Here is a 21,482-nt window from a genome sequence, read left to right on the forward strand (position 1 = left end):
TTTACCGTTACATTTAGCCCCGTTGCGCTCATATCAGGAAGGACTCAGATTATGCGAATCGGCGTGTTGCTTTTACTCAGTGTGTTACTGGCCGGCTGTAGTCATCATGCGCCGCCGCCGGATGCGCGTCTTTCCGACTCGATTACCGTTATCGCCGAGCTTAACGATCAGCTAAACAACTGGCATGGCACGCCTTATCGCTATGGCGGTATGAGCCGCAGCGGCGTCGACTGTTCCGGCTTTGTTTACCTTACCTTCCGCGATCGCTTTAACCTGCAGCTTCCCCGCACGACGCGCGCTCAAACCGATATCGGCACGCGTATCAATAAAGATCAACTGTTGCCCGGCGACCTGGTCTTTTTTAAAACCGGACGCGGCGATAACGGCCTGCACGTGGGCATTTACGACACCGATAACCAATTCATTCATGCCTCCACCAGCCAGGGAGTTATTCGTTCCTCGCTGGATAACAGCTACTGGCAAAAAGTATTCTGGCAGGCGCGGAGAATCTGACGGCAACGCTTTGAAAAATCAGGGCTCGAATCAGATTTTGCTCATTTAACCGGCGTTTAAAATATGAAATGATATCTGCCAATGAAACGCCGGGTAAGAATAAAAAATCCGCTTTACTTAAGCAGTTTTTTTTATTTTACCTTAAGTCAGATGGCCCTGAAGAATCACGAAGAATTATCATGACGCTTTACTGTTTAATGAGATCTTTGTCGCAAAAATATTAGCAGTAATAATGATGATTTTGAGTTATATGCCGTGCGATCAGTGAGTTAACCTGCTGCGCCAAAGAATAGTTATTGTCGCGTAATATTACTGAATCTATTGATTGTATTAATTCCTTAGTATAGGATGCGCAAATTGCCACTTTTTTATGGCTAAAAAATGACAACTCTAAATTTTGCTGATTATTCTATTCACACAGCCTTTAATCCTGTTTATGCATTAAATGGCCGGCTCCTTGCTGTGGATTTACTGTCCAGCTTTATTCATTCTTCTCATAATGTATCGGTGCCGCAAGATATTTTACTGGCGCAGCTTGATGACGATCAGCGCCTGCTGACGCTGCAGAAGCAGATCACGCTTATCGAGCAATACCATGACTTTTTTATTCAGAATAATATTGCGGTGATATTGAGTCTCGATGAAACGATGGCCCGGACCATTTTATCGAGCGAGTTCCTGTTACGTAAATTACGCCCGCTCTCTGCGCTGGAATTAGCGCTTAGTGAAACTTTCCCTGATTTTAAATTGGGCAGGGATAACCCTGTATTAAGCACACTAAGCGATAATTTCACATTAACGCTGAATAATTTCGGCGCCGGCAAAGCGCCGGCAAAAGCGGTATATGATAATCTCTTTACGCGCATTAAGCTGGACCGGCATTTTCTGCAACAGACACTGAAGCGCGCCTCTTTTAGCGCTATTTTAAAAGCGGTAACGCATCAGATTGGCGATCACTGTCGACAGTTTATTGTACAGGGCGTTGATGACCTCACTACGCTGGAAAAAGTGGCGCCTTTTCCTTTTTCCGGTCTTCAGGGCGCGCTGTTTCCACCGGTGCCGGAAAATCAGCTGACGACATTAACCGAGCCGCCGAACGGTTTTTCCGGCGGCCAGTGCTGAGAAAGCCACCCGTTTTCCCTGCCTCCCGCGCCACTTAGGGTTACACTTAAACCTTAATGCGGTAAACGGAGGCAGCATGGAGTTCAATAACACCTGGCATAACGAATTAAGCGGATTTTATACCGCGCTGAATCCCACTCCGCTCGCTAATGCGCGCCTGCTTTATCATAGCGAGGCGCTGGCGCGTGAACTGGAGCTGGACGACAGCTGGTTCACGCCGGAGAAGCAGGGCGTCTGGAGCGGCGAAACGCTGCTGCCCGGCATGCAGCCGCTGGCGCAGGTCTACAGCGGACATCAGTTCGGCGTCTGGGCCGGACAGTTGGGCGACGGGCGCGGCATTCTGTTGGGCGAACAGCAGCTCAGCGACGGACGGAAATTTGACTGGCATCTGAAGGGCGCAGGCCTGACGCCTTATTCACGCATGGGCGACGGACGCGCCGTGCTGCGCTCGACCATCCGCGAGTTTCTCGCTTCCGAGGCGCTGCACTATCTTGGCATTCCCACCAGCCGGGCGTTGACTATCGTCGTCAGCGATGAGCCTGTTTATCGTGAAACCAAAGAGCGCGGCGCGATGCTGCTGCGCGTGGCGGAAAGCCATGCGCGCTTCGGCCATTTTGAACACTTTTTCTATAACGGCCAGCCGGAAAAAGTGCGTCAGCTGGCGGATTACATGATTCGTCATCACTGGCCCGCGCTGGAGCAAGAAGCGGACCGCTATCTTCTCTGGTTTACCGATGTGGTGGAGCGCACTGCGCGGCTTATCGCCGCCTGGCAAAGCGTCGGCTTCGCGCATGGCGTTATGAATACCGATAATATGTCGGTGCTGGGCATGACGCTCGATTACGGCCCCTACGGCTTTCTCGATGAATATCAGCCGGGCTATATCTGCAACCACTCCGATTATCAGGGGCGTTACGCCTTCGACAATCAGCCGATGATCGGCCTGTGGAACCTTAACCGCCTGGCGCATGCGTTATCCGATCTATTAACTACCGAACAGCTTAAGCAGGCGTTAGGCCATTACGAGCCCGCGCTGATGGCGGCCTGGGGCGAGAAGATGCGCGCTAAACTGGGCTTCCTGACGCCGCAGCAGGAGGATAACGAACTTCTGACCGGCCTGCTGGCGTTAATGAGTCAGGAGGGCAGCGACTATACCCACACCTTCCGCATGCTCAGCGAGGTACAGCAGCGGGAGAGCCGTTCGCCGCTGCGCGACGAATTTATCGATCGTGACGCGTTTGACGCCTGGTTCCAGCGCTATCAGCAGCGCCTGCTGAAAGATGAAAGCAGCGACGAGACGCGCCAGCGGCAGATGAAGGCTGCGAATCCAGCGGTGATTTTGCGTAACTACCTGGCGCAGCAGGCGATTGAAGGCGCGGAGCAGGGCGATATCAGCATGCTGAAGCATCTGCATCAGGCGCTTTCAAATCCCTTCAGCGATGCGCCTGAATTTGCCGACTTCACGAAGCGTCCGCCGGACTGGAGTAAAAAAATCTCGGTGAGCTGCTCTAGCTAAGCCGCGCTTCTGCGCAGCGTAAGGCACGAGCGTGACGCAAAAAAGCCGGTCAGCGACCGGCTTTTTTATTCTGCGCGTTACGCGGCATCCGACAAGGATTCGCCTTTTACAGGACGCGCGTCCACAGCAAACGGCGGCTCGCCGTCAGAAACGGCTGTCGACCGCGTCAGCCAGCAGTGCCAGCACGGCTTCGCTGTCTTCCCAGCCGAGGCAGGGATCGGTAATCGACTGACCATAGTTCAGCGGTTGTCCGCTGACTACCGGCTGGTTGCCTTCCTGCAAAAAGCTTTCAATCATCACGCCGCCGATAGCGCGCGATCCGTCGCGGATCTGCTGCGCCACTGACGTCGCTACGTCGCGCTGGCGGCGGTGCTGCTTCAGGCAGTTGCCGTGGCTGAAATCGACTACCAGCTGTTCAGGCAGACCGAATTCGCGCAGGCTGGCCACCGCCGCGGCGATATCCTGCGGATGGTAGTTCGGTGTTTTGCCGCCGCGCATAATAATGTGGCCGGACGGGTTGCCGCTGGTCTGATAGATGGTCATCTGCCCGTTTTTATCCGGCGACAGGAACATATGGCTGACCCTGGCGGCGCGGATCGCGTCGACAGCGATGCGCGTATTGCCGTCGGTGCCGTTTTTGAACCCGACCGGACAGGAGAGCGCCGAGGCCATTTCACGGTGGATCTGACTTTCAGTGGTGCGGGCGCCGATTGCGCCCCAGCTGATTAAATCGGCAATAAACTGGCCGATCACCATATCGAGAAACTCCGTCGCCGTCGGCAGGCCGAGCGCGTTAATATCGAGCAGCAGCTTGCGCGCAATGCCCAGGCCGTCATTAACGCGGAATGAACCATCGAGGCCGGGATCGGAAATCAGTCCCTTCCAGCCCACTACGGTGCGCGGTTTTTCGAAATAGGTGCGCATGACGATTTCCAGCCGGGAGTGATATTTGTCATGCAGAGCTTTGAGTCGGGCGGCGTAATCGAGCGCGGCGCGCGGGTCATGCAGCGAGCAGGGGCCGATTATCACCAGCAAACGCGGATCGTCGCCAGCCAGAATGCGCGCGATGCGCTGGCGGGCAGCGGTAACGTTTTCAACGATGCTATTTGTAATTGGGTATTGCTGCGCCAGCGCGGCAGGCGTCACCAGGCTATCGATGCGCGCGGTGCGCAGTTCGTCAGTTTTGTTCATTGCTGTCTCGGAAATTTGTCTTCGCAGCGGCTGAAGTGCCGGGAAGTGATGACGATCACAATAAACCAATCAGCCGTAAATTCAACCGCCTGTAAGAGGTAAAAGGCGCCGCGCCCCTGGGTTATCGCAACGGCGAAGGCAGCTGAACGCGCGTAGCCAGCGCTCCGATCGCCTTCGCCGCCCGCGCAGGGGTTAATACATGCGACGGGTGAGCCCCATAATGTCGAGAATCTTGGTGGCGATCTCCTCAACCGAATAGTTAGTGCTGTTGAGATAGCGGATCTGATGGGAGCGAAACAGCGCCTCTACTTCACCCACTTCCAGCCGACACTGGCGCATGGAGGCGTAGCGACTATTTTCCGCGCGCTCCTGGCGAATCGCCGCCAGCCGTTCAGGATCGATGGTTAAGCCAAACAGCTTGTGCTGATGAGGTTTAAGCGCTGGCGGCAGCTTCAGGTTATCCATATCATCGGCGATAAAAGGGTAGTTAGCGGCGCGTATGCCGAACTGCATCGCCAGATAGAGGCTGGTGGGCGTTTTACCGCAGCGGGAGACGCCCAGTAAAATCACCTGCGCCTCATCCAGGCCGCGCAGAGAAATGCCGTCATCGTGCGCCAGGGTGTAATCGATCGCTGCGATGCGCGCGTCATATTTGCCGAGATTGCTGGCGGTGAGACCGTGGGTGCGGTGAGCGACCGGCGCAGGCGCCATGCCCAACTCCTGCTGCAAAGGCGCGACCAGCGCCTGAACGATATCCTGACAAAAGCCGTCGCTTTGTAAAATCACTTCGCGCACTTCCGGTTGCACGATAGAAAAAAAGACCAGCGGCCGTACTCCGCTTTGTTGATAAATAGCATTGATTTGCGCTTTTACCGCCTGGGCGCGCTGCACATTTTCCACAAAGGGCAGGGTAAAACTGTTGGTGGCGACCGGAAACTGCGACAGCACCGCATGGCCCAGCACCTCGGCCGTAATAGCGGTTCCATCGGAAATACAAAAAACGCTGCGTTCTGCCGTCATGTTTATTCTCTCTTATGCAGGATGCGTTGAGCCTGGCGGATAACGCCAAAGAAGGCAATCGGCAATCTCCTGACCTGATAAAATTAAAGTTTCATTAATAATTAATTTGAATGTTATGTTTTCAGAAAACTCCGCTGCTGTTAAAACTGAATAAATAAATGAAATGGCGTTTCTGATTTAATTTATTTTCTTCTTTTTACGTCATTGAAAAAAGTAAAAATAGCAGCGATTCGTTGCGCAACAAAATAAACCAGGTAAAACGCTTACATTAATTTAATCTCATGATTTTAAATGAATTTAATAAAATTATTTTTGTTGCGCAAAAGCCGATAAGCGGACGGAGTTTTCTTAAAATAGTTTTTTTCACCTGCTTGAACGATTCAACACTTTCGCTTTTGCGGTGCGCTGTGCCAGGCTGAATAGGCGTTATAAGCGCATTTTTTTGTTCCTTGTGCCCCCTAAATCACGATAAAAGGATTGCCTCAATGTCCGATAAAGAAATGCCGCTAGTGCTCTGGTACAGCCAGTTAGGCATGAACGATGTTGATCGCGTGGGAGGAAAGAACGCCTCTCTCGGTGAAATGATTACTAACCTGTCGTCGCTCGGCGTATCCGTTCCTGACGGTTTTGCGACAACCGCTGATGCATTCAATCTATTTCTCGATCAAAGCGGCGTTAACCAGCGTATCTATACCTTGCTGGATCAGACCGATATTGATGATGTGGACGCGCTGGCGAAAGCGGGCAAACAGATCCGGGAGTGGATTGTCGAAACGCCTTTTCAGCCTGAGCTGGAAGAGGCGATCCGCGAGGCGTATGAGCAGCTGTCGGCGGATGACGCTGACGCTTCTTTCGCCGTGCGCTCGTCGGCCACGGCGGAAGATATGCCTGACGCCTCCTTCGCGGGTCAGCAGGAGACCTTCCTTAACGTACAGGGCTTTGATGCGGTGCTGGTGGCGTTGAAGCATGTTTACGCCTCACTGTTTAACGACCGCGCTATCTCCTATCGCGTGCATCAGGGTTATGACCATCGCGGCGTGGCGCTTTCCGCTGGCGTACAGCGTATGGTGCGCTCCGATCAGGCCTCCTCCGGCGTGATGTTCACTATCGATACCGAATCGGGATTCGATCAGGTGGTATTTATTACCGCCGCCTGGGGACTGGGTGAAATGGTGGTGCAGGGGGCGGTCAACCCTGACGAGTTTTATGTACACAAGCCGACATTGCAGGCAAACCGTCCGGCTATTGTGCGCCGCAATATGGGTTCCAAGAAGATCCGCATGGTTTATGCCGATTCGCAGGCGCACGGCGAACAGGTAAAAATCGAAGATGTGCCGACGGAAGATCGCGATCGCTTCTGCCTCAGCGATGAAGAAGTGCAGGCGCTGGCGCGGCAGGCGGTGCAAATCGAACAGCATTACAAGCGCCCGATGGATATCGAGTGGGCGAAAGATGGACATACCGGCAAACTCTATATCGTTCAGGCGCGTCCCGAAACCGTCCGCTCTAACGGTCAGGTGATGGAGCGTTACACGTTGCAGGGCAAGGGCAGCGTCGTAGTGGAAGGCCGCGCCATCGGTCACCGTATCGGCGCGGGCGAAGTAAAAGTCATCCACGACATCAGCGAAATGAATCGCATCCAGAAAGGGGACGTGTTGGTCACCGATATGACCGATCCGGACTGGGAGCCGATCATGAAGAAAGCGGCGGCGATCGTTACCAACCGCGGCGGACGTACCTGCCATGCGGCGATCATCGCCCGCGAGCTGGGGATCCCGGCAGTGGTTGGCTGCGGCGACGCGACCGATCGCCTGCAGGATGGGCATAAAGTCACGGTCTCCTGCGCTGAAGGGGACACCGGCTATGTCTATGACGACCTGCTCGATTTCGATATAAAAAGCTCGCAGGTTGATGAAATGCCGGCGCTGCCGCTGAAGATTATGATGAACGTCGGCAACCCGGACCGCGCTTTTGATTTCGCCTGTCTGCCGAATGAAGGGGTGGGCCTTGCGCGGCTGGAGTTTATTATCAACCGTATGATCGGCGTGCATCCCAAAGCGCTGCTGGAATTCGATCAGCAGACGCCGGAACTGCAACAGCAGATCCGCGAGCTGATGAAAGGCTTTGACGATCCGGTGGAGTTCTATATCGGCCGCCTGACGGAAGGGATTGCGACGCTGGGTGCGGCGTTTGCGCCGAAGCGCGTGATTGTGCGCCTCTCCGACTTCAAATCCAACGAATATGCCAACCTGGTGGGCGGTGAACGCTACGAGCCGGAAGAGGAGAACCCGATGCTCGGCTTCCGCGGCGCCGGTCGCTACGTAGCGGATCGCTTCCGCGACTGTTTCGCGCTGGAGTGCGAAGCGGTGAAGCGCGTGCGTAATGAGATGGGGCTGACCAACGTCGAAATCATGATTCCGTTTGTGCGCACCGTAGCGCAGGCGGAGGCAGTGATCGAGGAGCTGGCGCGTCAGGGTCTGAAGCGTGGCGAGGATGGCCTGAAAATCATTATGATGTGCGAAATCCCGTCCAATGCGCTGCTGGCGGAGCAGTTCCTTGAACACTTTGACGGCTTCTCTATCGGTTCGAATGATATGACTCAGCTGGCGCTGGGGCTGGACCGCGACTCCGGCGTGGTGTCTGAACTCTTTGACGAACGTAACGAGGCGGTCAAAGCGCTGCTGTCCATGGCGATTCGCGCCGCTAAAAAGCAGGGCAAATATGTCGGCATCTGCGGTCAGGGTCCATCCGATCATCAGGACTTCGCCGCCTGGTTGATGGAGGAGGGCATTGACAGCCTGTCGCTTAACCCGGACACCGTTGTTCAAACCTGGCTGAGCCTGGCAGAGATAAAGTAAAACATCCCTTACTAATGTAACTTAATGATAAAGGCCGGAATTTCCGGCCTTTTTGTTGGGCGTCAGACAAAAAAAAAGCCCATCACATGGGATGGGCAAAGACTACACACAGCAATTCTTCACTTTACTCAGGGGAAAAAGGTTGTTTAAAAATCAGAGGTTTGATCCTAAACATGGCACTCATAGTATTCAGCAAAGGGTTAGCCGTCTTTAAGAATCCTCTTATTAGTTAACGACTCATAATATTTTGTGAGGCTTAAGCCGCTCTTTCAGCGAAAAAACTGTGGCGTATGTAATCAATTTCGCGCTGGCACTACCTAAAAAGATACAGGTAGCAAAGGAAAGTTAAATATCTTTAATAAGAAATTTTATGGCGGCAAGAGGGAAAAAGGCCGAACGGCGAGCGCCGTCCGGCAGCAGGATTGATTAATGCTCGGAGTTGGTTTGCGTTACTTCTTCTTCATGCTCGGCTAATTCCTCCACCACATCTTCAGGATCTTCATCGGGCATTGGCGCCTCATGCATCCAGACTGAGACCAGACGATAGGAGACCGCCAGCACGACCGGGCCGATAAACAGACCAATCATGCCGAAGGCGACCAGCCCGCCGATAACGCCGGAGAGAATCAGGATCATCGGCAAATCGGCGCCCATACGGATCAGCACCGGGCGCAACACGTTATCCAGCGTGCCGACTACGCAGCTCCAGACCAGCAGCACGGTGCCCCAGGTGGTGTCGCCGCTCCAGTAGAGCCAGATCACCGCCGGAATCAACACCGGCAGCGGCCCCGCCTGCACCAGGCAGAACAGGATCATCAGCACCGTCAGCAGCGTAGCGTAAGGAATGCCCGAAATGGCCAGGCCAATGCCGCCCAACACGCCCTGCACCAGCGCGGTGACTACCACGCCCAGCGCCACCGCGCGGATCGCCTGGCTGGCCAGCAGCACCGCCGCGTCGCCGCGACGCGACGCGAGACGAAAAGCGAAGTGGCGAATGCCGTTGCCTACCTGCTCGCCACGCCAGAAAAGCAGGATGCTGAACAGCAGCATCAGGCCCAGATGCAGCAGAAAACGACCGAAATGGCCCGCCTGCGCCACGAAAAAGCCGGTGGTGCGGCCGACATAAGGCTGTACTTTGGCCATCAGCGCGCTGCCGCCGCCATCCAGCAGTAGATGATAGCTGGTGTAAAGCTTGCTGCCGACCAGCGGGATCTGATGCAGCCAGTTGAGCTGCGGCGGATGCAAATTGCCGGAGGTTGCCCAGGCGACGAGCGGCCCCACGTTATCAATCAGGCTGTTAACCAGCAGCGCGACCGGAATAATAAACAGCAGCAGCAGGATTAACGTCATGGCGATGATCGCCAGCGTACGTCGCCCCCAGAGCAGCGCCTGCAGCTTCAGCATCAGCGGCCAAGTGGCGATCACCACCATGCTCGCCCACGCGAATCCGAGGATAAAAGGTTGTACCACCCAGAAACAGGCGACAATCATCAGCAGGATGAACATCAGTGAGAAAAGAATTTGAGTTAAATCCATTTCCTGTTGCAGTTTTCTCATACGAAAAAAAGATCCTTAATTTATGCCTTGCCATCGTCAGCGGCCCATTGCCGCCTGGCCTTTAATAATGCGGGATTTCCTCACGTTGCGACAGTGGCGCACGGCGGAAGTTGTTACGTTTCCTGAAAAAACAGCACCCCATAAAAAAATGTGATACAACGAGAATCAGCAACAAAAACAGCAAGCGCAAACGATACACAACATTTGGTCACCCGATAATGATCCCACAGATTTCTCAGGCGCCGGGCCTCGTGCAGCTGGTGCTTTCATTTCTGGACGCGCTGAAACAGCGTGGTTTCACCGGTGATACGGCCACCAGCTACGCTGACCGTCTTACCATGTCCACAGATAACAGTATTTACCAGCTTTTGCCGGACGCGGTGCTTTTTCCGCGATCCACCGCCGACGTGGCGCTGATCGCCAGCGTCGCCGCCAGCCCGCCGTTCTCCAGCCTGACCTTCACCCCGCGCGGCGGCGGCACCGGCACTAACGGCCAGGCGCTGAATCAGGGCATCGTGGTGGATATGTCGCGCTATATGAACCGCATTCTGGACGTTAACCTGGAGCAAGGCTGGGTGCGCGTCGAGGCGGGCGTGATAAAAGATCAGCTTAATGCGTATCTTAAGCCGCTGGGCTACTTCTTTTCGCCGGAACTTTCCACCAGCAACCGCGCCACGCTGGGCGGCATGATCAATACCGACGCCTCCGGGCAGGGTTCGCTGGTCTACGGCAAAACCTCCGATCACGTGCTGGGGCTGCGCGCGGTGCTGCTGGGCGGCGACATTCTCGACACCCGCCCCATGCCGGTAGAATTGGCGGAACAGCTGGCGCAGGAGCAGACGCCGGAAGGACGCATCTATCACACCGTCCTTTCCCGCTGCCGCGAACAGCGCGAACTGATTACCGAGAAGTTCCCGCCCCTTAACCGCTTTCTCACCGGCTACGATCTGCGCCATGTGCTGAGCGACGATCTGCAAACGTTCGACTTAACCCGCATTCTTTGCGGTGCTGAAGGCACGCTGGCCTTTATCAGCGAAGCGCGCCTGAATATTACACCGCTGCCTGCGGTGCGCAGGCTGGTCAATATTAAATATGATTCGTTCGATTCGGCGCTGCGCAACGCGCCGCTGATGGTGGAAGCGAAAGCGCTGTCGGTCGAGACGGTCGATTCAAAAGTGTTGAACCTGGCGCGCGAAGATATCGTCTGGCATTCGGTGCGTGAACTGATCACCGACGTGCCGGACAAAGAGATGCTCGGCATCAATATCGTCGAGTTCGCCGGTGACGATCGTCAGCTGATCGATGCGCGGGTCGCCGCACTCTGCGAACGTCTTGATGCGCTGATGGCGCAGCAGCAGGGCGGCATTATTGGCTATCAGCTCTGTAACGATATCGGCGCTATTGAGCGCATCTATAACATGCGTAAAAAGGCGGTAGGTCTGCTGGGCAACGCCAAAGGGCGCGCCAAACCGATTCCCTTTGTCGAAGATACGGCGGTGCCGCCGGAGCGGCTGGCGGACTATATCGTCGAGTTCCGCGCGCTGCTTGACGGGCATGGACTGAACTACGGCATGTTCGGCCACGTCGACGCCGGGGTGCTGCATGTGCGTCCAGCGCTGGATATGTGCGATCCGCAGCAGGAGATGCTGATGAAGCAGATTTCCGATGAGGTGGTGGCGCTGACGGCGCGCTACGGCGGCCTGCTATGGGGTGAGCATGGCAAAGGCTTCCGCGCCCAGTACAGCCCGGCCTTTTTCGGCGAGGCGCTCTATCAGGAGCTGCGTCGCATTAAGGCCGCTTTCGATCCTGACAACCGGCTGAATCCCGGCAAAATATGTACGCCGCTCGGCGTTGACGACCCGATGATGCAAATAGACAGCGTGACGCGCGGCTACTATGACCGCCAGATCCCACTCGACGTGCGTAACGAGTGGCGCGGCGCGCTGGAATGCAACGGCAACGGCCTCTGCTTTAACTTCGACGCGCGCAGTCCGATGTGTCCGTCGATGAAAATTACCCGCAACCGCATCCATTCGCCGAAAGGGCGCGCCACGCTGACGCGTGAATGGCTGCGCCTGCTGGCGGAGAAGGGCATCGATCCGCTGGCGCTGGAGCGGCAGATCCCGGAATCGGCCATCAGCCTGCGCGGGCTGATCGCGCGCACCCGCAACAGCTGGTATGCGCGCAAAGGGGAATATGACTTCTCCCATGAGGTGAAAGAGGCGATGTCCGGCTGCCTGGCTTGTAAAGCCTGTTCGACGCAGTGCCCGATTAAAATCGACGTGCCGGCGTTTCGCTCGCGTTTCCTGCAGCTCTACCATACCCGCTATCTGCGTCCGGTCAGCGATCATCTGGTGGCGGCGGTGGAAAGCTACGCGCCGGTGATGGCGCGCGCGCCGCGCGCGTTTAACTTCTTTCTGAAGCAGCCCTGGGTGCGCAATCTCAGCCAGCGTCATATCGGCATGGTCGATCTGCCGCTGCTCTCCACGCCGACGCTGAAACAGCAGCTGGCAGGCCATCCGGCGTCGGCGACCACGCTGGAACAGCTGGAGCGCCTCGACGCTGCGCAGCGCGAAAAAACGGTGCTGGTGGTGCAGGATCCTTTTACCAGCTACTACGAAGCGCAGCTGGTGGCGGACTTTGTGCGTCTGATTGAAAAGCTGGGCTACCGGCCGGTGCTGCTGCCGTTTTCCCCCAACGGCAAGGCACAGCATATTAAAGGCTTCCTGAAGCGGTTCGCCCGCACCGCGCAAAAAACGGCGGATTTCCTTAACCGGCTGGCGCAGCTGGGGATGCCGATGGTCGGCGTCGATCCGGCGCTGGTGCTCTGCTACCGCGATGAGTATAAGCAGACGCTGGGCGATCGGCGCGGCGACTTCCACGTTCAGCTGGTGCACGAGTGGCTGCATCAGGCGCTGGCGACGCGCGAGATCAAGCAGCCGGCCGGCGAATCCTGGTATCTGTTCGCGCACTGCACCGAGGTGACGGCGCTGCCCGCCACCCCTGAGCAATGGGCGGCGATCTTCGCCCGCTTCGGCGCGCGGCTGGAGAATATCAACGTCGGCTGCTGCGGCATGGCGGGCACCTACGGCCATGAGGTGAAAAATCTCGACAACTCGCTGGGGATCTATGAGCTTTCCTGGCATCCGCAGATGCAGAGGCTGCCGCGGCAGCGCTGTCTGGCGACCGGCTACTCCTGCCGCAGCCAGGTGAAGCGGATTGAGGGCAACGGCATGCGCCATCCGCTGCAGGCGCTGCTGGAGCTGATGCCATGAGCATCTGGAAGCGCCAGGCGACGCTGGCGGAGATCAACGCGCGCAGCGCTGATAATCTGGTTGGGCATTTAGGCATCCGCTTTACCGCGCTGCTGGAGGATGGGCTGGAAGCGGTGATGCCGGTAGATGAACGCACGCGCCAGCCGTTTGGCCTGCTGCACGGCGGCGCGTCGGCTGTGCTGGCGGAGACGCTCGGTTCGATGGCGGGCTATCTCTGTACCGAAGGGGACGAGGCGCTGGTTGGGCTGGAGATCAACGCCAGCCATCTGCGCGCGGTGCGCGAAGGGGAAGTCCGCGGACGCTGCCGTCCTTTGCAGCTTGGCCGCACGCATCAGGTCTGGCAGATTGATATTTTCGACGGTCAGGATCGTCTCTGCTGCAGCGCGCGGCTTTCGACGGCGATCAGGCGGCCCGTCTCCTGATAAGGCGGACGCCGTCTGGAAAAGGCGTAAAAGCTACCAGATCCAGGCGGCGTGCTTGACGAAATCGCTCTGCAACGCGGTGGCTTTTTCCCAGTCGCCGCTCATCGCCAGCTGGTGGCAGAGCTTGCTCAAAGAGTGTCGCGCCAGCTGGCAGGCCTGCATGCGGAACAGCCGTTCGCGCTGTTTATTGTTGATCTCGTGCAGCAGTCGGTGGTGCAACTTGCCAAGCGCATGAAGATAACTTTGCTCATCGCCATTGAGCTGGCACAGTTCGGCCATATCTAAACAGGTGTCGTTAAAATTACGCAGCTGATCGAGCGAACAGTCGGGACGATTCAGCTTTGCCTGCGCCAGGTAAAAATCGACCGTGATATCGCGCACGGCAAACTTATATTCATCAATTTTGTACTGTAGCCAGGCATTGATGGAAACGTTCATGCTTCACCTGTGGCATGTTAATGATAATCATTATCATAATAAAAATGCGCCAGGTTGCAATGGTGTTGCGGGATAATTTATCCATTAATGCTGCCTGTCGATAAAATCGGCAATAACAATCCTCTTTATGACCAGGAAGCGTAAAATAACGACAGGGTTGATTTAGCGCATTAGGCGCTTTTTAACTTGTTGATTTTATACTATTATTCTCCGCCCCCGCGGGCATCGTCGCTGTAAAAGCAAACTGCTTCGCAGAGACTATCCTTAATAAAACGGCACGAAAAAAGGCGGTTTGCGCTTATCCCTGCAAAACAAGAGGTTGAAGCAATTACCATTATCACTACCATAGTGGACCAGGACCGCCAGGCATCGCATCGCGAGGTAATAAACTATGCAATCTGCAAATCCGGCATCTTTCTCTCCAGATGATTTCATCTGGAAGGGTTTGACCTTAACTGACAGCGCGGCGCAGCAAATTAAAACGCTTGCCGCCAACGATCCGCATGTAAAAGGGCTGCGACTGGGCATAAAACAGTCGGGCTGTGCGGGCTTCGGCTACACGATGGACCTGGTGAAAGAACCGGCGGAAGACGATCTGCTGTTTACTCATCAGGGCGCAACGCTTTACGTGCCGCTGCAGGCGATGCCGTTTATTGACGGCACGCAGGTTGATTTCGTGCGCGAAGGCCTGAATCAGGTATTTAAATTTAATAACCCTAAAGCTCAGCACGCCTGCGGTTGCGGCGAGAGCTTTGGCGTCGAGTAACATTGCTATGTCCCGAAACAGTGAAGCATCAGATGACGTACAAATCTGGGAAGGCGGCCGACAGAATTATAAGGAAGGCTTCTTTACCCAATTACAGACCGACGAGCTGGCGCACGGCATCAGCGAAGAGGTAGTGCGCGCCATTTCCGCCAAGCGCAACGAGCCTGAATGGATGCTCAACTTCCGCCTGAAGGCTTATGAAGCCTGGCTGCAAATGGAAGAGCCCCACTGGCTGAAAGCCCATTACGATAAGCTGGACTATCAGGATTACAGCTACTATTCAGCGCCTTCGTGCGGCAACTGCGACGACAGTTGCGCCTCAGAGCCGGGCGCGACGCAAACCTCCGGCGCGCAGGCGAGCAGCAGCTACCTGACGCAGGAAGTGGAAAAGGCGTTCGACCAGCTGGGCGTACCGGTGCGCGAAGGCAAAGAGGTGGCGGTGGACGCCATTTTCGATTCCGTTTCCGTCGCCACCACCTATCGTCACAAGCTGGCGGAGCAGGGGATTATTTTCTGTTCCTTCGGCGAAGCGATTCAGGAACATCCTGAGCTGGTGCAGAAGTATCTCGGCACCGTAGTGCCGCATAACGATAACTTCTTTGCCGCGCTTAATTCGGCGGTCGCGTCGGACGGCACCTTTGTCTATATCCCGAAAGGGGTGCGCTGCCCGATGGAGCTCTCTACCTATTTCCGCATCAACGCAGCGAAAACCGGTCAGTTTGAACGCACTATCCTGATCGCCGACGAAGACAGCTACGTCAGCTATATCGAAGGCTGCTCTGCGCCAGTGCGCGACAGCTATCAGCTGCACGCGGCGGTGGTGGAAGTGATCATCCATAAAAACGCCGAAGTGAAATATTCTACAGTGCAGAACTGGTTCCCCGGCGGAGAAGGCCAGGGCGGTATCCTGAACTTCGTGACCAAGCGCGCGCTGTGCGAAGGCGAAAACAGCAAAATGTCCTGGACGCAGTCGGAAACCGGTTCGGCCATCACCTGGAAATATCCCAGCGTGATCCTGCGCGGCGACAACTCCATCGGCGAGTTCTACTCCGTGGCGCTGACCAGCGGCCGCCAGCAGGCGGACACCGGCACCAAGATGATCCATATCGGTAAAAACACGAAGTCGACCATTATTTCGAAAGGGATTTCCGCCGGTAAAAGTCAGAACACCTATCGCGGCCTGGTGAAAATCATGCCGACGGCGACCAACGCCCGTAACTTTACCCAATGCGACTCTATGCTGATCGGCCCGGACTGCGGCGCGCATACTTTCCCGTACGTGGAGACGCGCAACAACACCGCGCAGCTGGAGCACGAAGCGACCACCTCGCGCATCGGCGAAGATCAGCTGTTCTATTGCCTGCAGCGTGGCATCAGCGAAGAGGACGCCATTTCGATGATCGTTAACGGTTTCTGTAAGGATGTCTTCTCTGAGTTGCCGCTGGAATTCGCCGTTGAGGCGCAAAAGCTGCTGGCCATCAGTCTGGAACACAGCGTCGGCTAACGTCGGCGTTATCTGCATCGTTGCCTGCGGGCAAGCGAAGGACAAAACATGTTAAGCATTAAAGATTTACAGGTAAGTATTGAAGATAAGGCCATTCTGCGCGGACTGGATTTAGAGATCAAGCCGGGCGAAGTGCACGCCATCATGGGACCGAATGGCTCCGGTAAAAGTACGCTTTCCGCCACGCTGGCGGGCCGCGAGGAGTATGAAGTCGTCGGCGGTTCGGTGGCGTTCAAAGGCAAAGATCTGCTGGAGCTGTCGCCTGAAGAGCGCGCCGGCGAAGGCATCTTCATGGCTTTCCAGTATCCGGTAGAAATCCCCGGCGTCAGCAACCAGTTTTTCCTGCAAACCGCGGTTAACGCGGTGCGTAAATATCGCGGACAGGGCGAGCTGGATCGTTTCGACTTCCAGGACTTTATCGAAGAGAAGATCGACATGCTGAAGATGCCGGAAGATTTGCTGACCCGTTCAGTGAACGTCGGCTTCTCCGGCGGCGAGAAAAAGCGTAACGACATTCTGCAAATGGCGGCGCTGGAGCCGGATCTCTGCATTCTCGATGAAACCGATTCCGGTCTCGATATCGACGCGCTGAAAATCGTCTCCCACGGCGTGAACTCGCTGCGCGACGGCAAGCGAGCCTTTATTATCGTGACGCACTATCAGCGCATCCTCGACTACATCAAACCTGATTATGTACACGTGCTGTATCAGGGCAAAATCGTGAAATCTGGCGACTTTACGCTGGTGAAACAGCTGGAGGAGCAAGGCTATGGCTGGCTTACCGACCAGGAGTGAGAACGCGCTGCAACAGTGGCATCATCTGTTTGAGTCGCGCGGCGACGATCGTTCGCTACAGGCGCAGCAGCACTGGCAGCAGCTGATGCGGCTGGGTCTGCCGACCCGCAAGCATGAAAACTGGAAATATACGCCGCTGGACGAACTGTTCAGCCACCGTTTCGTACTGCCTGCGGAAGCGGCGCTGACGGCGGAGCAGGTCGCCTCGCTGGCGCTGCCGCTGGATGCGGTGCGTCTGGTGTTTGTTGACGGGCACTTTAGCGCCAGCCTCAGCGACGCTGATTTCGATCAGTTTGAAGTGCAGGTCGCCAGCGCGGCGGAGCGCCGCAATCTGTCCGCGCCGGTTCAGCCGGAGGTGTTTCTGCACCTGACCGAAAGTCTGGCGGAACAGGCGACCACACTGCGCCTGGCGCGTGGCAAAGCGGCGGCGCGTCCGCTCTATCTGCTGCATATCAGCAGCGGCCGGAACGAAGAGGCGCTGAATACCGTTCATTATCGCCACCACATGCAGATTGAAGCGGGCGCGCAGGCGCAGGTTATCGAGCACTATGTCAGCCTGAACGACCAGCCGCACTTTACCGGCGCGCGCCTGACAATGGCGGTAGGCGACAATGCGCAGCTGACCCACACCAAACTCGCATTTGAAAACGTCGGCAGCTACCATTTCGCGCACAATGATATCGTCGTCGGTCGCGATGCGAACGTCAGCAGCCACAGCTTCCTGCTGGGGGCGGGCCTGAGCCGCCATAACACCAGCGCGCAGCTTAACGGCGAAAACAGCAACCTCTCCATCAACAGCCTGGTGCTGCCGGTGGATAAAGAGGTATGCGATACCCGCACCTTCCTGGAGCACAACAAAGGCTACTGCCAGAGCCGTCAGCTTCATAAGACCATCGTGCGCGATCGCGCGCGCGCCGTCTTCAACGGCATGATCAAGGTGGCGCCGCATGCGCTGAAAACCGACGGTCAGATGACTAACAACAACCTGTTGCTCGGTCGCCTGGCGGAAGTGGACACCAAACCGCAGCTCGAAATCTACGCCGATGATGTGAAATGCAGCCACGGCGCGACGGTTGGCCGTATCGACGAAGAACAGATGTTCTATCTGCGCGCGCGCGGCATCAGCGAAGAAGCGGCGCAGCGCATGATTGTCTACGCCTTCGCCGCTGAGCTGACCGAGGCCATCGACAATGAAACGCTGAAGGCGACGGTGCTGCAGCGTATCGAGCAGCGTTTCCCCGGAGGCATTCAATGAGTTTTGATCTCGCACGCGTCAGGGCTGACTTCCCGATCCTGTCGCGCGAGGTCAACGGCCAGCCGTTGGCCTACCTGGACAGCGCGGCCAGCGCGCAAAAACCGCTGGCGGTCATCAACGCGGAAAGCCACTTTTATCAGCACGGCTACGCCGCGGTACATCGCGGCATTCACTCGCTGAGCGCCGCCGCCACCACCGATATGGAAAACGTGCGCGCCCAGGCGGCGCGTTTTCTTAATGCCGCCTCGCCGGAAGAGATTGTTTTCGTTAAAGGCACCACCGAAGGCATTAACCTGGTGGCGAACAGCTGGGGCGGCACCCAGCTCCGTCAGGGCGATAACATCATTATCACCGAGATGGAGCATCACGCGAACATCGTGCCGTGGCAGATGGTGGCGGCGCGCACCGGCGCGACCCTCCGCGTGCTGCCGCTGACCGCTGAAGGCGAACTGGACGTCGGACGTCTGGCGTCGCTGATTGACGATCGCACCCGGCTGCTGGCGGTGACGCACGTTTCCAACGTGCTGGGCACCGTCAACCCGGTCAAAGCGCTGGTGGCGCAGGCGAAAGCGGCGGGGCTGGTGACGCTGGTGGACGGCGCGCAGGCGGTAATGCATCAGCGCGTCGACGTGCAGGATATCGGCTGTGATTTCTATGTCTTCTCCGGGCATAAGATCTACGGACCGACCGGCATTGGCGTGCTCTATGGCCGTCAGGCGCTGCTGGCGGATATGCCGCCCTGGGAAGGCGGCGGCTCGATGATCGAAACGGTCATGTTGCCGGAAGGCACCACCTACGCGAAAGCGCCGTGGAGCCTCGAAGCGGGTACGCCGAATACCGGCGGCATCATCGGCCTTGGCGCTGCGCTGGCCTACGTTGAGTCGCTTGGTCTGGACAACATTCAGGCCTGGGAGCACTCGCTGATGGGCTATGCGCTGGACAAGCTTGCTTCGGTGCCCGATCTGGCGATCTACGGACCGCAGACGCGCGCCGGCGTTATCGCCTTTAATCTCGGCAAGCATCACGCCTATGACGTCGGCAGTTTTCTGGATCAATACGGCATCGCCATCCGTACCGGCCACCACTGCGCCATGCCGCTGATGAAGCACTACGGCGTACCTGCCATGTGCCGCGCCTCTTTCGCCATGTATAATAGCGAGGAAGAGGCCGATCGGCTTGCTGCGGGGCTGACACGTATACACCGCCTGCTGGGAGGCTAACGCCGTCCGGCTGGCAAGGGAGGAAGGAATGGCGACACTGCCAGAAAAAGAGAAGCTGGTGCGTAACTTTAATCGCTGCGCCAACTGGGAAGAAAAGTATCTGTATGTGATTGAGCTGGGCGGAAAGCTGCCGGAATTGTCCGATTCCTTCCGCCAGGCGCAAAACAGTGTTTCCGGCTGTCAGAGCCAGGTCTGGATTGTGATGGATCAGGCTGAGGACGGCACCATTCAGTTACAGGGCGACAGCGACGCCGCTATCGTTAAAGGATTGATTGCAGTGGTATTTAGCCTCTATCAGGGGATGACGCCGCAGCAGATCGTCGAGTTTGACGTCCGTCCCTGGTTTGAACAGCTGGCGCTGACCCAGCACCTCACGCCGTCCCGTTCTCAGGGACTGGAAGCGATGATTCGCACTATTCGCGCCCGCGCCCAGGCGCTCTGCTAAGCTACACTTCTCTCACACCCCGCTACGGTTAGCGGGGTGCGTTTTACTGACGACGAGAGAAGCCTTCATGAAAGTATCATTTCCCTTCGCCCTTTTACTGACAGGCGCCGCGCTGCTGGCGCCGTTGCTGGTGAGCGCGACCGAATATCCGCTCCCTGCTGAAAACAGCCGGCTGATCGGCGAAAACAGCACGACGATTGTGCCTGCCGATAACCGGCCGCTGGAGGCTATCGCCGCACGCTACAAAATCGGCTTGCTGAATATGCTGGAAGCCAATCCCGGTACCGATCCCTGGTTGCCGAAGGCGGGTAGCGAATTGATTATTCCCCAGCAGATGCTGCTGCCCGATACCAAACGCGAGGGCATCGTGGTTAATCTGGCGGAGCTGCGCCTCTATTATTATCCGAAAGGGGAAAATAAGGTGATTGTCTATCCGGTTGGAATTGGCCAGCTGGGCGCAATGACGCCGTCAATGGTGACCAGTATCAGCCAGAAAATTCCTAACCCAACCTGGACGCCGACTGAGAATATTCGCAAGCGTTATGCTAAAGAAGGCGTCACGCTGCCGCCAATGGTGCCGGCCGGGCCGGATAATCCGATGGGGTTGTTTGCCATGCGCCTCGCGTATGGCAGCGGCCACTATTTGATCCACGGCACGAATGCTGATTTCGGCATCGGCATGCGCGTCAGTTCCGGCTGTATTCGTCTGCGGCCAGATGATATCGAAGCGCTGTTCAGCAGCGTGCCGAAGGGAACGCGCGTACAGATTATCAACCAGCCGGTGAAATATGCCGTCGAACCCGACGGTAAACGCTATATCGAAGTACACCAGCCGCTGTCGCGCAATGAGAAAGACGATCCGCAAACCATGCCGCTGCCGTTGACCGGCGCGCTGAAGCGCTTTATCAAAAGCAAAGAGAGCGACAGCGCATTAATCGAGGCGGCGCTAAAACGACGCTCCGGCATGCCGATTTTGGTTAACCTGGGCGAGGCGGTAAGCGGAGGCGAGACGCAAACCGCGGAAAAAGCGCCTCAGCGTGACGCAGCGCCTTCGGAGAAGCAAAAGGCTGGGGTGACTCAGGCGAAGCCGGAAAAAGCGTGAGAACGCTGAATGGCGCGTTTAGCGAGACGGTTGAAAAGGATTAAGAGAAGGGAAGAAGGTCTTAGCGGAAGAGATTAGCAGGAAAGAAAAATGAGCAAAAAAAATGGCGCCCGACAGGCGCCATTTTTATTACCAGAACTCTTACTTACGGTAAGAGTGAGCCTGGTTGTCCAGACGCTGGTTAGCACGAGCTGCGTCATCTTTAGCAGCCTGAACGTCAGAACGCATTGCGTTCACGTCGTTGCTCAGCTGGTCAACTTTAGCGTTCAGAGTCTGAACGTCGCTTGACAGCTGGTCGATTTTAGCGTTGCTGGAGCAACCAGCCAGCAGAGTTGAACCCAGAATTACCGCGCCCAGTACCAGTTTAGTACGATTCATTATTTATACCCTCTAGATTGAGTTAATCTCCATGTAGCGTTACAAGTATTACACAAAGTTTTTTGGTATGAGAATAAATTTTTGATGAGAACATGCTTAATTTTG

The 21,482-nt window shown here is 56.4% G+C and carries 18 protein-coding genes and 1 other RNA gene; 13 read left to right on the forward strand and 6 right to left on the reverse strand.

Annotated features, from left to right (window positions below; all coding sequences use genetic code 11):
• Window positions 1-51: 51 nt before the first annotated feature.
• The 3 genes from C2E16_RS09810 to C2E16_RS09820 all read left to right on the forward strand — a co-directional run bounded on the left by C2E16_RS09810 (window position 52) and on the right by C2E16_RS09820 (window position 3,151).
• Window positions 52-513, forward strand: coding sequence for a C40 family peptidase (locus C2E16_RS09810; RefSeq protein ID WP_038626349.1), 462 nt, complete (start codon window positions 52-54; stop codon window positions 511-513).
• 381 nt (window positions 514-894) lie between these two features.
• A complete protein-coding gene (locus C2E16_RS09815; RefSeq protein WP_038626347.1) occupies window positions 895-1,635 on the forward strand; it encodes an EAL domain-containing protein in 741 nt (246 codons plus the stop codon).
• Between the two features lie 76 nt (window positions 1,636-1,711).
• A complete protein-coding gene (locus C2E16_RS09820; protein ID WP_084970247.1) occupies window positions 1,712-3,151 on the forward strand; it encodes a protein adenylyltransferase SelO in 1,440 nt (479 codons plus the stop codon).
• 144 nt (window positions 3,152-3,295) lie between these two features.
• Here C2E16_RS09820 and C2E16_RS09825 read toward each other — a convergent pair whose 3' ends face one another.
• Together C2E16_RS09825 and ppsR are read right to left on the reverse strand one after the other, a co-directional pair.
• The gene (locus C2E16_RS09825; RefSeq protein WP_084970248.1) at window positions 3,296-4,342 is read right to left on the reverse strand and encodes a 3-deoxy-7-phosphoheptulonate synthase; all 1,047 of its coding nucleotides are present in this window, start codon (window positions 4,340-4,342) and stop codon (window positions 3,296-3,298) included.
• Window positions 4,343-4,534: 192 nt separating this feature from the next.
• Window positions 4,535-5,362 (reverse strand): posphoenolpyruvate synthetase regulatory kinase/phosphorylase PpsR, encoded by an 828-nt coding sequence (ppsR, locus tag C2E16_RS09830; protein ID WP_081981793.1) that lies wholly within the window; start codon window positions 5,360-5,362, stop codon window positions 4,535-4,537.
• A 485-nt stretch (window positions 5,363-5,847) separates the two neighbouring features.
• On the opposite strand from ppsR, the gene ppsA reads away from it, so the two are divergent.
• A complete protein-coding gene (ppsA, locus tag C2E16_RS09835) occupies window positions 5,848-8,220 on the forward strand; it encodes a phosphoenolpyruvate synthase (RefSeq protein ID WP_084970249.1) in 2,373 nt (790 codons plus the stop codon).
• A 67-nt stretch (window positions 8,221-8,287) separates the two neighbouring features.
• Here the strand turns inward: ppsA and rprA are convergent.
• Window positions 8,288-8,397, reverse strand: an RNA gene (gene rprA / locus C2E16_RS09840) — antisense sRNA RprA.
• 249 nt (window positions 8,398-8,646) lie between these two features.
• A complete protein-coding gene (ydiK, locus tag C2E16_RS09845; RefSeq protein WP_038626336.1) occupies window positions 8,647-9,777 on the reverse strand; it encodes an AI-2E family transporter YdiK in 1,131 nt (376 codons plus the stop codon).
• 218 nt (window positions 9,778-9,995) lie between these two features.
• Between ydiK and ydiJ the strand changes: the two genes are divergently transcribed.
• Together ydiJ and C2E16_RS09855 are read left to right on the forward strand one after the other, a co-directional pair.
• On the forward strand, window positions 9,996-13,052 hold the full coding sequence (ydiJ, locus tag C2E16_RS09850; RefSeq protein ID WP_084970250.1) for a D-2-hydroxyglutarate dehydrogenase YdiJ: 3,057 nt from the start codon (window positions 9,996-9,998) through the stop codon (window positions 13,050-13,052).
• Window positions 13,049-13,474 carry a hotdog fold thioesterase gene (locus C2E16_RS09855; RefSeq protein WP_038626332.1) on the forward strand — a complete coding sequence of 142 codons (426 nt, stop codon included), beginning with the start codon at window positions 13,049-13,051 and terminating at the stop codon, window positions 13,472-13,474. The genes ydiJ and C2E16_RS09855 overlap by 4 nt, the downstream gene beginning before the upstream one ends.
• Before the next feature lie 33 nt (window positions 13,475-13,507).
• Here the strand turns inward: C2E16_RS09855 and C2E16_RS09860 are convergent, their stop codons facing one another.
• Window positions 13,508-13,912 carry a hypothetical protein gene (locus C2E16_RS09860; RefSeq protein WP_038626330.1) on the reverse strand — a complete coding sequence of 135 codons (405 nt, stop codon included), beginning with the start codon at window positions 13,910-13,912 and terminating at the stop codon, window positions 13,508-13,510.
• Between the two features lie 391 nt (window positions 13,913-14,303).
• Between C2E16_RS09860 and sufA the strand changes: the two genes are divergently transcribed.
• The 7 genes from sufA to C2E16_RS09895 all read left to right on the forward strand — a co-directional run bounded on the left by sufA (window position 14,304) and on the right by C2E16_RS09895 (window position 20,999).
• Window positions 14,304-14,678: a Fe-S cluster assembly scaffold SufA gene (gene sufA, locus C2E16_RS09865; RefSeq protein WP_084970251.1), complete on the forward strand. Its 375-nt coding sequence runs from the start codon at window positions 14,304-14,306 to the stop codon at window positions 14,676-14,678.
• 7 nt (window positions 14,679-14,685) lie between these two features.
• Entirely contained in the window at window positions 14,686-16,182 is a 1,497-nt protein-coding gene (gene sufB / locus C2E16_RS09870; protein ID WP_038626326.1) for a Fe-S cluster assembly protein SufB, read from the forward strand.
• Window positions 16,183-16,230: 48 nt separating this feature from the next.
• A complete protein-coding gene (gene sufC / locus C2E16_RS09875) occupies window positions 16,231-16,977 on the forward strand; it encodes a Fe-S cluster assembly ATPase SufC (RefSeq protein ID WP_038626323.1) in 747 nt (248 codons plus the stop codon).
• Window positions 16,952-18,232 carry a Fe-S cluster assembly protein SufD gene (gene sufD / locus C2E16_RS09880; RefSeq protein WP_038626321.1) on the forward strand — a complete coding sequence of 427 codons (1,281 nt, stop codon included), beginning with the start codon at window positions 16,952-16,954 and terminating at the stop codon, window positions 18,230-18,232. Before sufC ends, sufD begins: the two co-directional genes overlap by 26 nt.
• Window positions 18,229-19,452 (forward strand): cysteine desulfurase SufS, encoded by a 1,224-nt coding sequence (sufS, locus tag C2E16_RS09885; RefSeq protein WP_038626319.1) that lies wholly within the window; start codon window positions 18,229-18,231, stop codon window positions 19,450-19,452. The genes sufD and sufS overlap by 4 nt, the downstream gene beginning before the upstream one ends.
• Before the next feature lie 28 nt (window positions 19,453-19,480).
• Window positions 19,481-19,897 carry a cysteine desulfuration protein SufE gene (gene sufE, locus C2E16_RS09890; protein ID WP_038626317.1) on the forward strand — a complete coding sequence of 139 codons (417 nt, stop codon included), beginning with the start codon at window positions 19,481-19,483 and terminating at the stop codon, window positions 19,895-19,897.
• Window positions 19,898-19,964: 67 nt separating this feature from the next.
• A complete protein-coding gene (locus tag C2E16_RS09895; protein WP_038626315.1) occupies window positions 19,965-20,999 on the forward strand; it encodes a L,D-transpeptidase family protein in 1,035 nt (344 codons plus the stop codon).
• A gap of 141 nt (window positions 21,000-21,140) precedes the next feature.
• Here C2E16_RS09895 and C2E16_RS09900 read toward each other — a convergent pair whose 3' ends face one another.
• Complete coding sequence (locus tag C2E16_RS09900; protein ID WP_002908860.1) at window positions 21,141-21,377, reverse strand: major outer membrane lipoprotein; 237 nt, start codon at window positions 21,375-21,377, stop codon at window positions 21,141-21,143.
• Window positions 21,378-21,482: the final 105 nt, after the last annotated feature.

It is taken from the genome of Mixta calida (assembly GCF_002953215.1).
Classification (GTDB): domain Bacteria; phylum Pseudomonadota; class Gammaproteobacteria; order Enterobacterales; family Enterobacteriaceae; genus Mixta; species Mixta calida.

Coding starts and splice junctions, on each gene's coding strand:
- C2E16_RS09810 (WP_038626349.1), top strand. CDS start 52: ATGCGAATCGGCGTGTTGCTTTTACTCAGTGTGTTACTGGCCGGCTGT.
- C2E16_RS09815 (WP_038626347.1), top strand. CDS start 895: ATGACAACTCTAAATTTTGCTGATTATTCTATTCACACAGCCTTTAAT.
- C2E16_RS09820 (WP_084970247.1), top strand. CDS start 1,712: ATGGAGTTCAATAACACCTGGCATAACGAATTAAGCGGATTTTATACC.
- C2E16_RS09825 (WP_084970248.1), bottom strand. CDS start 4,342: ATGAACAAAACTGACGAACTGCGCACCGCGCGCATCGATAGCCTGGTG.
- ppsR (WP_081981793.1), bottom strand. CDS start 5,362: ATGACGGCAGAACGCAGCGTTTTTTGTATTTCCGATGGAACCGCTATT.
- ppsA (WP_084970249.1), top strand. CDS start 5,848: ATGTCCGATAAAGAAATGCCGCTAGTGCTCTGGTACAGCCAGTTAGGC.
- ydiK (WP_038626336.1), bottom strand. CDS start 9,777: ATGAGAAAACTGCAACAGGAAATGGATTTAACTCAAATTCTTTTCTCA.
- ydiJ (WP_084970250.1), top strand. CDS start 9,996: ATGATCCCACAGATTTCTCAGGCGCCGGGCCTCGTGCAGCTGGTGCTT.
- C2E16_RS09855 (WP_038626332.1), top strand. CDS start 13,049: ATGAGCATCTGGAAGCGCCAGGCGACGCTGGCGGAGATCAACGCGCGC.
- C2E16_RS09860 (WP_038626330.1), bottom strand. CDS start 13,912: ATGAACGTTTCCATCAATGCCTGGCTACAGTACAAAATTGATGAATAT.
- sufA (WP_084970251.1), top strand. CDS start 14,304: ATGCAATCTGCAAATCCGGCATCTTTCTCTCCAGATGATTTCATCTGG.
- sufB (WP_038626326.1), top strand. CDS start 14,686: ATGTCCCGAAACAGTGAAGCATCAGATGACGTACAAATCTGGGAAGGC.
- sufC (WP_038626323.1), top strand. CDS start 16,231: ATGTTAAGCATTAAAGATTTACAGGTAAGTATTGAAGATAAGGCCATT.
- sufD (WP_038626321.1), top strand. CDS start 16,952: ATGGCTGGCTTACCGACCAGGAGTGAGAACGCGCTGCAACAGTGGCAT.
- sufS (WP_038626319.1), top strand. CDS start 18,229: ATGAGTTTTGATCTCGCACGCGTCAGGGCTGACTTCCCGATCCTGTCG.
- sufE (WP_038626317.1), top strand. CDS start 19,481: ATGGCGACACTGCCAGAAAAAGAGAAGCTGGTGCGTAACTTTAATCGC.
- C2E16_RS09895 (WP_038626315.1), top strand. CDS start 19,965: ATGAAAGTATCATTTCCCTTCGCCCTTTTACTGACAGGCGCCGCGCTG.
- C2E16_RS09900 (WP_002908860.1), bottom strand. CDS start 21,377: ATGAATCGTACTAAACTGGTACTGGGCGCGGTAATTCTGGGTTCAACT.